Source organism: Methylocucumis oryzae (assembly GCF_000963695.1).
Classification (GTDB): Bacteria; Pseudomonadota; Gammaproteobacteria; order Methylococcales; family Methylomonadaceae; genus Methylovulum; species Methylovulum oryzae.
Genome location: NZ_LAJX01000033.1, coordinates 1 through 12,345, shown reverse-complemented (window position 1 = coordinate 12,345; position 12,345 = coordinate 1). Strand labels below are relative to the sequence as shown.

The 12,345-nt window shown below is 43.3% G+C and carries 18 protein-coding genes and 2 pseudogenes; 8 read left to right on the top strand and 12 right to left on the bottom strand.

Annotated elements, in window-relative coordinates:
* The 4 genes and pseudogenes from VZ94_RS31610 to modA all read left to right on the top strand — a co-directional run.
* Nucleotides 1-243: pseudogene (locus VZ94_RS31610) on the top strand (alginate export family protein); the annotation flags it as partial.
* A complete protein-coding gene (locus tag VZ94_RS31605; RefSeq protein ID WP_338040237.1) occupies nucleotides 236-970 on the top strand; it encodes an alginate export family protein in 735 nt (244 codons plus the stop codon). The pseudogene VZ94_RS31610 and the gene VZ94_RS31605, both read left to right, overlap by 8 nt.
* A complete protein-coding gene (locus tag VZ94_RS31600; RefSeq protein WP_338040236.1) occupies nucleotides 942-1,199 on the top strand; it encodes an alginate export family protein in 258 nt (85 codons plus the stop codon). Before VZ94_RS31605 ends, VZ94_RS31600 begins: the two co-directional genes overlap by 29 nt.
* A gap of 15 nt (nucleotides 1,200-1,214) precedes the next feature.
* Entirely contained in the window at nucleotides 1,215-1,961 is a 747-nt protein-coding gene (modA, locus tag VZ94_RS04425; RefSeq protein WP_045778312.1) for a molybdate ABC transporter substrate-binding protein, read from the top strand.
* Between the two features lie 89 nt (nucleotides 1,962-2,050).
* Here the strand turns inward: modA and aroQ are convergent, their stop codons facing one another.
* The 7 genes from aroQ to VZ94_RS04390 all read right to left on the bottom strand — a co-directional run bounded on the left by aroQ (nucleotide 2,051) and on the right by VZ94_RS04390 (nucleotide 7,457).
* On the bottom strand, nucleotides 2,051-2,692 hold the full coding sequence (gene aroQ / locus VZ94_RS22210; RefSeq protein ID WP_052700211.1) for a gamma subclass chorismate mutase AroQ: 642 nt from the start codon (nucleotides 2,690-2,692) through the stop codon (nucleotides 2,051-2,053).
* The gene (locus VZ94_RS04415; protein WP_045778311.1) at nucleotides 2,689-3,372 is read right to left on the bottom strand and encodes a M15 family metallopeptidase; all 684 of its coding nucleotides are present in this window, start codon (nucleotides 3,370-3,372) and stop codon (nucleotides 2,689-2,691) included. The genes aroQ and VZ94_RS04415 overlap by 4 nt, the downstream gene beginning before the upstream one ends.
* Before the next feature lie 250 nt (nucleotides 3,373-3,622).
* Nucleotides 3,623-3,994, bottom strand: a complete 372-nt coding sequence (locus VZ94_RS04410) for a NifB/NifX family molybdenum-iron cluster-binding protein (RefSeq protein ID WP_045778310.1) — start codon at nucleotides 3,992-3,994, stop codon at nucleotides 3,623-3,625.
* 178 nt (nucleotides 3,995-4,172) lie between these two features.
* The gene (locus VZ94_RS04405; RefSeq protein ID WP_045778309.1) at nucleotides 4,173-5,006 is read right to left on the bottom strand and encodes an SPFH domain-containing protein; all 834 of its coding nucleotides are present in this window, start codon (nucleotides 5,004-5,006) and stop codon (nucleotides 4,173-4,175) included.
* On the bottom strand, nucleotides 5,003-5,464 hold the full coding sequence (locus VZ94_RS04400; RefSeq protein WP_045778308.1) for an NfeD family protein: 462 nt from the start codon (nucleotides 5,462-5,464) through the stop codon (nucleotides 5,003-5,005). Before VZ94_RS04400 ends, VZ94_RS04405 begins: the two co-directional genes overlap by 4 nt.
* A 30-nt stretch (nucleotides 5,465-5,494) precedes the next feature.
* Nucleotides 5,495-6,037, bottom strand: a complete 543-nt coding sequence (locus tag VZ94_RS30190; RefSeq protein WP_045778307.1) for a copper amine oxidase — start codon at nucleotides 6,035-6,037, stop codon at nucleotides 5,495-5,497.
* Nucleotides 6,038-6,050: 13 nt separating this feature from the next.
* Nucleotides 6,051-7,457, bottom strand: a complete 1,407-nt coding sequence (locus VZ94_RS04390; RefSeq protein ID WP_045778306.1) for a copper amine oxidase — start codon at nucleotides 7,455-7,457, stop codon at nucleotides 6,051-6,053.
* Nucleotides 7,458-7,639: 182 nt separating this feature from the next.
* Here VZ94_RS04390 and VZ94_RS04385 point away from each other — a divergent pair, with 182 nt between their 5' ends.
* From VZ94_RS04385 to VZ94_RS24220, 3 genes and pseudogenes are all read left to right on the top strand, one after another.
* A complete protein-coding gene (locus VZ94_RS04385) occupies nucleotides 7,640-8,197 on the top strand; it encodes a calcium-binding protein (protein ID WP_045778305.1) in 558 nt (185 codons plus the stop codon).
* Nucleotides 8,148-8,894, top strand: coding sequence for a hypothetical protein (locus VZ94_RS04380; RefSeq protein WP_045778304.1), 747 nt, complete (start codon nucleotides 8,148-8,150; stop codon nucleotides 8,892-8,894). The genes VZ94_RS04385 and VZ94_RS04380 overlap by 50 nt, the downstream gene beginning before the upstream one ends.
* A gap of 75 nt (nucleotides 8,895-8,969) precedes the next feature.
* A pseudogene (locus tag VZ94_RS24220) lies at nucleotides 8,970-9,389 on the top strand (M10 family metallopeptidase C-terminal domain-containing protein); the annotation flags it as partial.
* A gap of 143 nt (nucleotides 9,390-9,532) precedes the next feature.
* Here VZ94_RS24220 and VZ94_RS04370 read toward each other — a convergent pair.
* The 5 genes from VZ94_RS04370 to VZ94_RS04355 all read right to left on the bottom strand — a co-directional run bounded on the left by VZ94_RS04370 (nucleotide 9,533) and on the right by VZ94_RS04355 (nucleotide 11,423).
* On the bottom strand, nucleotides 9,533-9,796 hold the full coding sequence (locus VZ94_RS04370) for an EexN family lipoprotein (RefSeq protein ID WP_045778302.1): 264 nt from the start codon (nucleotides 9,794-9,796) through the stop codon (nucleotides 9,533-9,535).
* 201 nt (nucleotides 9,797-9,997) lie between these two features.
* On the bottom strand, nucleotides 9,998-10,678 hold the full coding sequence (gene folP, locus VZ94_RS04365) for a dihydropteroate synthase (RefSeq protein WP_338040235.1): 681 nt from the start codon (nucleotides 10,676-10,678) through the stop codon (nucleotides 9,998-10,000).
* Nucleotides 10,671-10,817, bottom strand: coding sequence for a dihydropteroate synthase (locus tag VZ94_RS31595; RefSeq protein ID WP_338040234.1), 147 nt, complete (start codon nucleotides 10,815-10,817; stop codon nucleotides 10,671-10,673). Before VZ94_RS31595 ends, folP begins: the two co-directional genes overlap by 8 nt.
* 215 nt (nucleotides 10,818-11,032) lie before the next feature.
* Entirely contained in the window at nucleotides 11,033-11,212 is a 180-nt protein-coding gene (locus VZ94_RS04360) for a hypothetical protein (RefSeq protein ID WP_045778301.1), read from the bottom strand.
* Between the two features lie 22 nt (nucleotides 11,213-11,234).
* On the bottom strand, nucleotides 11,235-11,423 hold the full coding sequence (locus tag VZ94_RS04355) for a helix-turn-helix domain-containing protein (protein ID WP_045778300.1): 189 nt from the start codon (nucleotides 11,421-11,423) through the stop codon (nucleotides 11,235-11,237).
* A 130-nt stretch (nucleotides 11,424-11,553) separates the two neighbouring features.
* Between VZ94_RS04355 and VZ94_RS04350 the strand changes: the two genes are divergently transcribed.
* On the top strand, nucleotides 11,554-11,970 hold the full coding sequence (locus VZ94_RS04350; protein ID WP_045778299.1) for a hypothetical protein: 417 nt from the start codon (nucleotides 11,554-11,556) through the stop codon (nucleotides 11,968-11,970).
* Nucleotides 11,971-12,345: the final 375 nt, after the last annotated feature.

The following is a 12,345-nucleotide window of genomic DNA, read 5'->3' as shown; positions in this document are numbered from 1 at the left end:
GACCAACAAATTCCTTTGCAGCTTGATGTTTGGTTGGAAGCCCATATGGGCAATTTTCGTCTAGGAGGCGAGTTTTTAGATGCTAGACAAATGGGCTCTGATGAAGGCACAGGGCTTAATACAACGCATGTTGATGAAGCCGATTTTATTCAAGGTTATTTAGCCTGGGCTAAGCAAAATTTTTTATACAGCGGCTTAGGTGTAGAAGTCATTGCTGGCCGACAAACGTTAAAATTTGGGTAGTCGTCGGTTAGTTGCGCGTAATGCGTTTCGTAACACGATTAATAGCTTTGATGGACTTAAAGTACGTGTTTTAGATTACGACAACTGGCAATTCAATGCGTTTATTACCATGCCGGTCGGTCGTTATCCTAACGTTGCTGAGCAATTACTCAATGACGAGCATCGTTTTGATGAACCCGAATCGAATACGTGGTTTTCAGGTGGTTTTCTTGAAGTGTATGACTTTATTCCCGGCGTATCGGGTGAAGTGTATTTATATCATTTAGATGAAGGTGATCGTGATGACCGTAGTCAAACCCGTAACCGCCGCTATTTTACGCCAGGCGTCCGGGTTTATATGAAACCGAGTAAAGGCCAATTTGATTTCCAATTAGAAACCATAGGGCAGTTGGGTACCGTACGTGCCACGACAGCACCGACAGATTCAGAAAATTTAACCCATGAAGCGTGGGCGCAACATGCCGATGCTGGTTATACCTTTAGCCTACCGTGGTCGCCACGCGTGGCACTGGAATATGACTATGTCAGCGGCGATGAAGACCCTAATGATAAATCGGATCAACGATTTGATACCTTGTTTGGCGCCCGGCGTTGGGAATATGGCCCTACCGGGATTTACGGCGCATTTGCGCGCAGTAATATCAATACCCCTGGCTACCGTCTCTCAGTAGCGCCTCGTTCGGATGTACAAGCCAGTATTGGCCATCGCTTTTTTTTGGTTAGCTGAAGGTAAAGACAGTTGGACGACATCAGGTTTACGTGACAAAACCGGTAATACCGATAGTTTTGTAGGTCACCAGTTAGAGCTAATGGCTCGCTGGGATGTGAATAGCAGTCTTAATCTTGAATCAGGCTGGGCTCATTTATTTAAAGGTGAGTTTGCCAGAAATGCACCTAACGCGCCTCAAGGCGATGATATAGATTATTTTTATGTACTAAGCCAATTACGCTTTTAATTCGGAGACTTGTTGATGAATAAATTATTGTTAAGTGTCTTAATGACATGGGCTTTTTCGGCTCAAGCGGAGACAACATTAGTCGCTGTTGCGTCTAATTTTACTAAGCCTATGGAAGATATTGCGGCTGAATTTGGCAAGGCAACAGGGCATCAGGCTAAATTAACGTTTGGCGCGTCCGGTAAATTTGTGTCTCAATTTGAAAATGGCGCGCCGTTTGAAGTGTTTCTATCGGCCGATAGTGAAAAACCTGAGAAACTTGAAAAAGACGGTTTAGCCGTTGCAGGTAGTCGTTTTACTTATGCGATAGGCACATTAGTGTTGTGGTCTGCGCAGCCGGGATATGTCGATGCTGAAGGTGCGGTGTTAAAAAATGGTACGTTTAAGCATTTAGCGATAGCCGCGCCTAAGCTTGCACCTTATGGCGTTGCTGCGCTGGAGGTGTTACAAAAGCTAGGCGTTGCCGATGCGGTAAAATCTCGTTTAGTGCAAGGTGAAAATACCGGACAAGCGCAACAGTTTATCAGTAGCGGTAATGCCGAATTAGGTTTTATTGGCTTATCGCAAGTGCTTGAAAATGGCAAAATCACTCAGGGTTCGGCTTGGGTTGTGCCGGCTGAGTATCATGCTCCTATTCGTCAAGATGCGGTGTTATTAAAGCTAGGCGAGCAAAATCCTGCCGCAATCGCGTTACTCGATTATTTAAAATCGGCACCGGCTCAGGCGATTATTAAAAAATATGGCTATGAGTTAGGTCAATGAGCTGAAGACAGATAAGCATTCCCACGCAGGAGCGTGGGAACGAGAAACGGCTATGACACAGCCAATAAGTTGAAACAGAGCCGCCTAGATTATTTGGGTGGTTCTAATAACGGTTGCACAGCGGTAGCAAAGCTGGTTGCATCGAGCTGATGGTTATCCGCATAGGTCGTGATTAATTGCGTTGCTTGGCTAGTACAGGTTTTTAGTTCTGGATTAGCGTTGACGACGGCGGCTATTAAATCGGTTGTGATTTTATCAAGCTTAGGCCGGGTGATAGTTCTTAAATCCGGTGCCGATAAGGTTTTTGGTGGGAATTGTTGCCAACGGTTGAGTAGCTCTGTTTGCACTTGTTTAGACGCGTCGATTTGTGCGCTGGCAAAGCGTCTAGCAAACTCAGCATTTAACCCTGCTTGCTCTGCTTCAGCACTAATCCGTTCAATAATCGCTTGTTCGCGAGTTAAATCTTCAACTTGAGTTTTAGTGCGCCATTTATAACCGGCAACATCGTTAGCAAGCGCTAAGCGTTGAGCTATTAACGCTAACACTTGCTCGGTTGCTGTTAAGTGCTCGCAGGTAATAGCGGGCTTAGGTGGAGTTTCTGTGGTTTCAGCAGGAGCGCACGTATTATTCGGCTCATCTTTATTGCAAGTAGGCGTTGTGGTTTCAGCGTGTATGGGCAAAATGAGCAAACTAATCACTAAACATAAAGCTAAGCGTTGATAAAACATCATTGCACCGGAAAATTAAAATAGGTGTCGGGAAAAGGCTCATTCACTAACGTGAAGTGCCACCATTCTTGCGGATACGGTTTAAAACCGTATTTAGTCATGATTAATTGTAGCAGCAAACGATGACCTCGTTGTGAGGCAGTAGGCTCTGTTGCATCAGGCGACGATTCTGGACCGAAAAAATCATAAATACCGCCCATGTCTAAATTCTCACCATCACTGAGTGTGACTAAGGTTAAATCTACGGTGCTACCTCGGCTATGACCTGAACGGGCAGCAATATAGCCTAATTCAAATAACCTGGCTTTATCGATGCTGGGGTAATAACGATATTTCATTTTGTTGTCGCTAGGGTCGTTAGCCCAACGGGAAAATTCATCAACGGCTTGCTGAGGTCTATAAGCATCATGGATTTTTAAGCCTAAGCCGAATTTTGCCAGTTCTTGTTGGACTTTTGCTAAGGCTTGCGCCGCTTGTCGGGTTAAGATGGCGCGTGGTTTGATATAGCCAGGAATCGGTTTTCCTATGAAGTTTTGGCTACTCGCATAGTTCATTTCTAGGCGCAAATTAGGAATGTGCTCATCTAAATAGACAAATTCAGGCGGTAAGCTATCGGCTTGTGTTAATAGAGAATAAGTCATTAAGGCCAATAAAGCTAAGTAACGTATTAAGTGTTTTTCCATAAAATCCCCCGTGAGCAACCTCCTATGGCGTGATGACAAAAACATGAGGTCTCTATCAATATTAAATCTCAATGATAGATTTTCATGACTAGATTATAAAACCAGCGAGGTCTAAATAACACAACCCAAATTAACAATAAACCCGTGATGGGGACAGGACCAATTTCAAGCACAGTGATTAAAAGCAGTACGAATACACAGAGCATTCGCATAGAAAAACCTCCTGCCTATCATGTTAAGTCACTAGGGGTCACTTTGCACAATGTGGCTCATGAGGTAAACCCTCTGCGAGCTTGCCTAGGCGATAATCCGCTATAGCTTGTTCTGGCGAAGTTTCTGAGGTAGTGAGTAATTGTGTATTTCTTTCTAATAAGCGTTGTATGACACCTTCGCCCGCCGATCCGGCAATTGCAACATCGACGCTGTGTAAAGGGTGTCGATTGCCATCGCCGCGTACATGCCATTCATGTAGACAGCCGGTTTCAGTTAAATCAAGCGTCCAAACCAGCTTTGGCTCGGCTTCGTCGTTGACGATAAATATTTGCCAATGTTTAGCTCTGCCCGCATGACCTGCTATGCTGCCATCGTTTTTGACTGCGACAGCGACTAATTTTTCATCCATAGATTGACCTCGTCAACTGATTTAAATTAAATGTGTGCTACACACTTTAGTAGGGACAGGGTATTTAGGATGCAGGTGTTGGCAGCAGGGATGCTGCCATCAAGCCTACAGGGATGTATTCACGGCGTCCTGCACCCTGAATATCCTGACCCGCCTTACGTTGGTAGCCTAAAAGTGCTTATTTGCCTATAATCGATTTAACAGCATTCACTAAGTCGCCGGGTACTACCACGACTTTGCCGTTAGCCGATTGCGCGAGCTTTTGTATGGCTTGGATATAGCGGTCAGCAAGTAAAAAAGTATAGGCATTGCCATTAGTGGCCTCGTTAAGAATACGCATGGCTTCGGCAGAGGCATCAGCGGCAACGGTTTGGGCTTCGGCATCTTTTCTAGCCGCTTCCAGACGCGCTTCGGCATTAAGAATAATCGCTTGTTTTTCGCCTTCTGAGCGGGTAATTAATGCAATACGTTCGCGTTCGGCGCTGGCTTGCATTTCCATGGATTTTTGCATATTCGGAGAGGGTTTAATATCTTGAATTTCAACCGATTTAACAGTAAGTCCCCAATCAACTGCCTCATCAGCAATAGCAACTTTTAACGACGCCTTGATATGGTCGCGCGAAGATAACGCGGCATTTAAATCCATACCACCAATAATAGAACGCAAGCTGGTTTGTACCATATTGCGCATGGCTTCTCTGAAGTTTTCAATGCCGTAAACCGCGCGCTCAATATTCGTGACTTTGATAAAAGCAATGGCATTGGTCAGAATGACGGCGTTATCACGGGTGATGACTTCTTGTTCAGGCACATCTAAGATGATGTCTTTAGTCGTGACTTTATAGCGTACATGGTCTATGTACGGAATGATGATATTCAGTCCTGGCATTAATACCGAAGAGAATCGGCCTAAGCGTTCAACAACCCATTCTTCACCTTGCGGCACAATGCGTATGCCTAGCCATACGCTAATAACAACAACAATCAGAAGGATGATGAGTAGTGCATTCATGGTGTTTCTCCCGCGTGTGTGAGTTCAACGTTAAGATAATTGCCTTCTATGCTAGCGATAACCGCGTGTTGCCCCGGCGTTATCGTATCGTTTGAAATAGCCATCCAGGTTTTGCTACCCATAACCGGAACAGCAAAGCTAATCTCGCCTATTATTTCAGGCGAAACGGGTTGGGTGATGATACCGATTCTACCTAAGCTATCATCATGAGATTGGCCTACTTTAGAGCTTTTCGCTTGCTTTTTATAAAATCTCAGCCATAGCGCCAGCGCGGTTACTGAAAAAAGCGTAAATAAAGCCAGTTGCAAGGCTAATGAAGTCTTAGGCGCTAACCATAATGTAAGCGCGACTAAACCGGCGCCAACGCCAAACCATAGCAGGTAAAAGGTACCGCTTAACAGCTCCATGGCTAATAAAGCAGCGCTGAGTATTGCCCAAATCCAGATAGTTTCAAACATAACACGCTCCACGGTTGTCCTTTAGAGGGTTTATTGCAGTGTTAATGCTGGATTGCGCCTAAAAAAACCAAAAGGGCTAAGCCGTAACACCTTAAGCGTTTCAGTATTCATGACCGGATATTGTTCCACATCAGGAATATGGGTTAATCCGGCGGTAATCCATAATACCGCATCTTTATCGACTAAGCTTTCATTTCCGGTATAGGCCGGTAGTCCTTGACCGGGTGGCGCTTGGTTAGGATAAGCACCGGTAGCGTAGTGCTCATCATCTTTATACTGAGTGAGCCATAACGGATGCTCGACAAAGCCTGCCCGTTGTCTAGCTGGGAATTTAGTTGTTGCATACGGCGTTGCGGTATCGCCTAAGGTTAGCGTATAACCTGTTACTGTGGTTAAGTTATGGCTGCTATGACTACTCGCAATTTTCCAGCTACGCGCTTGATTTAAGTCTATGTCTACTGCGGTTTCGCGTTCGATTAAACGGTCATGGCTGGCAAAGGCATTGCTTGACACATTCGGCTCAGGTTTAACATCGCTTTGATAAATGCGGTTGTTAACACCATCAATGTCCAAATCGGCGCGGAAATTAAAAAAAATGTTGATGATTTGGCGCAGCGACTAAAGCCATGCCGCCTGAAACAGCGGGAGCTTGATCGACGACATGGCCATAGCGATTACCGTCAGCTAAATGATTAATGCCTTGATTGAGCGTAGTACCTGTGGCATCGACGCGTATTTCTAAAGCGCCGCTAAGCTGAAAAATATAGTGTATGCCATAAATATAGTTACCTATCCACGAATTTGACGTTAACACGAGTTCTACCGCCGCATTTGCTTGTTGAGCTTCTGACTCAGGGTCTACACGTTTCCATAACAGACCTGAGTAACGCTCGTACAGACCTATAGCATTTTGATAAAGCTTAGTACCGCCTTGGTCATCTGCCAATTCAGCAGAAAAAAATTCACTATTATCAGGTACATCGACTTTAGGTATTAGTGGGTTAACAAAGCGGCCCATGCCGTATTCGCCGACATCGAACGCACTACGCCATAACCAATTACTGTCGGGTATGCCATAAGGCACGTAAATTTCGGTTAACGATAACCTATGGGCAATAGGTCGGTCATGGTCTTGGTATCGATAGCGAATGTTGTATAACACTAAACCATCGCGCGGATGCAGAGCATAGCGGAACTGCCAGTTTTGCCAATGAATTTCATGGCCACAGACGTGATAATTTTTGCCTTCAGGTTGCGAAACATGGATAGGTTTTAGCGCGGGTTGAGCACTATTCGTATCGTCACCGCTATAACTCGATACTGGCGCGACGACGGTATCGGTCACTTGTAACACTTTTAATTGATTCATATCGACAGCGACGACAACCCCTTCAATCGGTCTATCATAAGGATTGGGTTGGTTATCTGTACCACGAAAAAAAGACAGTACGCGTAAAATGCGCGTGCCGGGTTTGACTGCATGACCGTCTCGGTCAACGGAAATCGGTAAATGTCCACCTGACCAAACATCTAAATAAACCTGCTCAGGATTGATACCGCGTTTTTTCATGGCCTCTTGCCAAGCCCGGTCTTGCTTGACGATTTTAGGGGCGATTGCGTATTCGTTGTTATACACCGGCGGCTGCGTGCCTTCAGGTAGCTGTTCAAACTTAACGACTTTGTCGGCTGTTAAATCAACCCGTGCCTGATATAACGCATTATTGGCACTATCAAAAATATCCACCAGTGCTTCGCGCCTATAACTTAAACCCGGCTGGTAGGCGCGTAATTCACGTTTCGGTGGTTCGTTTAACACTACCGTTGGATAAAACGCATTTTTTAACGATTTATACGCTTTAACCCGTTCAACGGCTTTAGCGATTTCTTTAGGTGTCAGGGGGTCGAGAGGATGTGTGCAAGTCGAGTCTTGCAGAGGTGGTTTATTGTTAACGGTTGGGCTAGCCGATGCTAGTACGCTGTTTAGCAACAGCAAGCAAAAAAACGCCGCGCAGTAAGTTCATGTGCTAAATCCTAATAACTAGGGAGAAACAAGGTGATTAACGAATATTTTACCTGTTATTAGCCCAAGTGTTTATGCTAAACGAATGTTATTCAGTATAGCAATTAAGCTGTTATACTCAATTAATGTGGTAATTGCGATGAGAGGTTAAGTGTATGGCAGTTAAGTTAGGCACATTAAATGACGATGATTTAATTGGTACAGCGGCTAACGATGTTTTTTTGGCGCATAGCGGTAAGGACATTTTAATTGGCAATGCGGGTAACGACTTGTTGTATTTTTCTTCAGGTTCACCGACTATTTTTGGCGGTGACGGTAACGATTATATTGTTATCGAAGGGAGTACGAATGCAAAAGTCGATGCGGGTAGTGGCAATGACATCGTATTAGCGTCGGTGTCATCGAGCATTGGTGGTGTTAAAGACTCCCCTGCTCACACCAGTTTATTAGATACCAGCGGCGGTGATGGTACGGATTATTTATCCTTAGTCTTATCCGGTGGCTATCAGTTTAGCTTTACCATGGGCTCAGGACTTAACAGCACTCTGTATACCGGAACAAAAATTTCTGGTTTTGAAACCGGCATTATTGTCGGTAGTTCTTTAGGCGACACGTTTACTGCGACGAATTGGCGCTTAGATAATACTATTTTTACCTTGCCAGATGATTTTTGCGAGTTTTTATGCGCAAATCAAAAATGCTACGCAGACTGATGAACTGCATAGGTTTAACAAAGCATTAACTGTGTTTAGTCAATTCCAAGGTTTTTTTGGTGGTTATGGCCGCGATCAATTCAATATCGCGTTAACTGCGAAAAGCACAAACTTAACTACCGGCGTGTTATTAAGCGGCGATAGCGGTGATGACATGTTTAATTTAACCTTGCCGAAAGCTGCGCTGAAAGCATTAGCCGCGAATAAAGGTAAGCTCATTGCTGATGATGGTGAAGGCGGCACCGAGACTTTGCCAGCGTTGTTATTAGATGGGGGAGAAGATTATGTGTTTGGTAAGGATACTGATTATGACACGCTTAATTTCTCTGTGCCTAGGGATACGCTATTTAATATAAGCGTAATAGCGGGTAGCAAAGTTGGCAGTGACGGTCATGCCAATGATGTTGCCGCTGTCCGAGCGAATGGTCAGTTATTAACCACATTTTATGGCATAGAGTGGTTTGAGTTAGACTTAGGCGCGGGTAATGACAAAGTAACGACTAAATATAGCGCGGTAATTAATACTTATGACGGCAATGACAACATTGTCACCGAAGGTGGGGTTAATTACATTACGGGTGGGCTAGGCGCGGATACCATTGTCGGTGGCGGCTATGATGTGGTTTATTACAATACGGCTTCTATAATTGACATCGCAAAGCCTAAAACGCAGTGCTGGCGAAGCAAAAGGCGATAAGCTTAGTTCTATCGAAGAATTTAGACTTAGTGCGGAAAATGATACGTTTAGGGGCTATCTCCGTGGCGAAAAAAAGTTTATGGCGGCGCCGGTAACGATAGATTAAGCGGTGGCGATGCGTTATTTAGCGGTAGTGATACCTTAATAGGCGGGAGTGGTAACGATACATTAACCGGTGGTAATGACGCAGATATTTTTCGTTTTGGCAGCCCTAGCAACGAAGGCATTGATAAAATTACCGATTTTGAAGTAGGCATCGATAAAATCTCAGTCGATTTAGCAACATTTCGCTTAGCGTTTGTGCGTGTGGTGTCTGGCGCGAACCCTAAACCGCAAGAATTATATGAACCGGTGTTTTTATTTAATACTGAAACCGGCGCGTTAGCGTTTGATGCTGATGGTTTAGTTGCAACCCCAGCCGCCCATTTTGTCACCTTAATCGGCGTGAAGTCATTGACTACAGATGATATTGTTGCTGAGTATGGGCCAATATGATTCGTGAATTCAAGTAATAAGCGCTTCTTCAAATCAGCAATTGAAGAAGCGCGTTTTTAACATAAAAGTTTCTAAAGCGTGCCAATCTATTTTTTTCTAAGCTAAAACGACCTAGCTTGTTTATTGGTAAGTCGTTTTTTAAATCAGTTTAACCGAGAGCCTGTGTAGCTACCATTTTTGAAACTGATTTCTAATGCTCGACGTGAGTTTAAGCAGTTGGGTTCATTTCTAATCGCAGGGTTATCAAAACATTGTTGGTTTTGTTGATTCGCATCTTGAAGATTAGCAACATACCAGGCGACCGATTTTGCTTCCTCTTTGCTGTCATCGTTTTGGCTAGAAACGGCGATAGCACTGAACATAACAGCAGCAATAGATGCCAAGATAAAAACATGTTTTCTGTTCATATAAGCTCCGTAAAAACTAGGTAAGGGAAGGGGCTAAGCGACTTTGCTAAGCGCGTTAACTCTAACAAATCATACTCAGTACGGCCAGATGACAAATTGCCGCGCGACAATTTGTCCTAGATGTTAGGTATTGTGTTGCCTGTCTAAAGAGCTGATATGAACATCACTATAATGAGAGGCATTACTTTATGGCGTAGGCTTTTAATCCTGACAATGTTTAATCGCCCAAGCGACATCGGCCGCATGTCGATTTTGCACAATATCATGCACACGAAATAATTTCACACCAGCCATGACACCTAAGGCAGTAGTGACAGCCGTAGCGGTGACTAATTCGCTAGGCTCATTCACTGGGCAAATACTGCCCATAAAGCGTTTACGACTCGTGCCCAGTAAAACAGGATAACCTAAGGCGGTAAGTTGCTCTAAACCGGCTAATAAAACTAAGTTGTCTTGTTTGCGCTTAGCAAAACCAATACCCGGATCAAGCACGATATGGTCAGGCCTAACCCCAGCGTCTAATGCGGCATTAATACGCTCGCGCAACTCTGTGATGACCTCGTGTAACACATCTTCATAAAACGGATGGTCTTGCATAGTTTTAGGCGTTTCGCGGCTGTGCATTAACACAATAGGCACTTGCTCTAACGCCGCTACGCGTAAGATAGCGGGGTCGTGCCGACCTGCTGAAACATCGTTAATGACGTTAGCACCGGCGTTTAAAGCCGCTTCAGCCACTTCGCTTAAGCGCGTGTCGATACTGAGCAAAATAGGGCTATGACGTCTAATTTCTGTAATGATAGGAATGACCCGTTTTATTTGTTCGTCCGCCGGAACAGGCTCAGCGCCAGGCCGCGTCGATTCGCCGCCTATGTCAATCATATCCGCGCCTTGCGCATGCATTTGCAAAAACGTGCTCTAAGGCTTTATCCGGTTGTAAGTAATGACCGCCGTCTGAAAAACTATCTGGCGTAATATTTAAAATTCCGACGATTAAGGGTTTATCGAATCCGATAAACATGAGTACTCCTGTGTTAATGGTGGGTTAAAAGCATACCGCTTAATTGATGACAAAAAGATTAATTTTAATAAATTGGCTAGTTTTTTAATCTTTAGGTTTATTGACAGTTTTATCAGAACGGATTATTTGTTCCAGCGCTAATACAAATCGAATTTGTGCTATGTGCTTAGCTTAAAATTATTTTGTCTTTTAAATCAACGAGTCACTCATTGGAATCAATATTTGGTATCATCTTTTTTCATTAATGCAACCATCTGGTTAAGTAAATCAATTTCTTTTTTTTGCTGTTCTATGATGAGCTGTTGCTTTTCAATTTCATGCTTTAGCTGCAGCGATTCGACTGAAAATGAGTTGATATTACACCAGTTGCTTTGGTGGTTTTGAGTACCGCCCAAATTAACGACACTGCAATCGGACTTAAAAAAGTTCTGCAATATCAACTTCTAATACCTCAGATATTTTCTGTAACCTAGATAAGTTCACATTAGTGTCACCGCGCTCTATGGCACCGTAGCTATTCAATGATATTTCTAATTTATTTGCCATGTCTTCTTGAGTCCAGCCTTTCAATTGGCGCAACATTTTTATCTTTTCAAAAACATTCATAAAAACAAGTCCAGCAGGGTTAAATACCAAGTATGAGCTACTAGAGTTAAAAAGAAAGAGATTTTAAACTAACCCCTTGAAGTACTTCATATAAACGTTAGTAAATCATTGCATACTTGGAGAAAATATTATGTTAAAAGCGGTTAAATTACTTATTATTCTGGGTTTATCTTTAAATTTTACTGGAGTTTCGGCGGATACCACGTTAGCTACAAAGACTAAAGCTATTGGCAAGGGCGTGAGAGCTAATGAACAGTCATATATAATCAGCGGTAAAATTAATTCCGACGGAACGATATTATTAGGCACAGGGTTTGATGTTGTTCATAATTCGGAAGGACATTACACTGTTTATTTTGATGCGCCGTTTAGTAGAGAACCTATTGTAACATTAGGTGCTTACCCTTATGTTCATGCTGCAACCAATAATGCTGGATTAAGTAGTAAAAATCGTTCGTCCTTTACTGTATTTGTTACAACGCCAGACAGTAATTCTTGGCTCGATGTTGATTGGGAATTCATTGCTGTTGGCCCAAGACAAAACTAAGTTTCATTCTATACCTTTATTCCCATACTATTCTGTGTGGGAATAAATGTTAGTGTGCTTTTGTCGTCTAGATTGGTCTATGTAAAACAAGCGCATTATACCATTGCCGACCGAACACCAATTCTTTACAATCAAACTTCTCTCATTTTGCGTTAAGCTCTCATGCGCCAGTAATTCTCAATTTGGATGGGGATTAAAATTCAATTGTTTAGCGAATGTTAATATTTACTTGACATGATTTCGACCGCAACTATTGCCGATTTAACAAAAATTTGACTATTTTTTATACAAATTTACGCGTTATTGAAAAGTCAAATCCTATCGATTAATTTTTAAATGGCTCCCAAATTGAGAATTGCTGCTCATGCGCCATGC

Coding starts and splice junctions, on each gene's coding strand:
- aroQ (WP_052700211.1), bottom strand. CDS start 2,692: ATGATGTTTTATCAACGCTTAGCTTTATGTTTAGTGATTAGTTTGCTC.
- VZ94_RS04405 (WP_045778309.1), bottom strand. CDS start 5,006: ATGAATGCACTACTCATCATCCTTCTGATTGTTGTTGTTATTAGCGTA.
- VZ94_RS04410 (WP_045778310.1), bottom strand. CDS start 3,994: ATGGATGAAAAATTAGTCGCTGTCGCAGTCAAAAACGATGGCAGCATA.
- VZ94_RS04385 (WP_045778305.1), top strand. CDS start 7,640: ATGGCAGTTAAGTTAGGCACATTAAATGACGATGATTTAATTGGTACA.
- folP (WP_338040235.1), bottom strand. CDS start 10,678: ATGATTGACATAGGCGGCGAATCGACGCGGCCTGGCGCTGAGCCTGTT.
- VZ94_RS04355 (WP_045778300.1), bottom strand. CDS start 11,423: ATGAATGTTTTTGAAAAGATAAAAATGTTGCGCCAATTGAAAGGCTGG.
- VZ94_RS31595 (WP_338040234.1), bottom strand. CDS start 10,817: ATGTTTATCGGATTCGATAAACCCTTAATCGTCGGAATTTTAAATATT.
- VZ94_RS04380 (WP_045778304.1), top strand. CDS start 8,148: ATGATTTTTGCGAGTTTTTATGCGCAAATCAAAAATGCTACGCAGACT.
- VZ94_RS04415 (WP_045778311.1), bottom strand. CDS start 3,372: ATGGAAAAACACTTAATACGTTACTTAGCTTTATTGGCCTTAATGACT.
- modA (WP_045778312.1), top strand. CDS start 1,215: ATGAATAAATTATTGTTAAGTGTCTTAATGACATGGGCTTTTTCGGCT.
- VZ94_RS04400 (WP_045778308.1), bottom strand. CDS start 5,464: ATGTTTGAAACTATCTGGATTTGGGCAATACTCAGCGCTGCTTTATTA.
- VZ94_RS04370 (WP_045778302.1), bottom strand. CDS start 9,796: ATGAACAGAAAACATGTTTTTATCTTGGCATCTATTGCTGCTGTTATG.
- VZ94_RS04350 (WP_045778299.1), top strand. CDS start 11,554: ATGTTAAAAGCGGTTAAATTACTTATTATTCTGGGTTTATCTTTAAAT.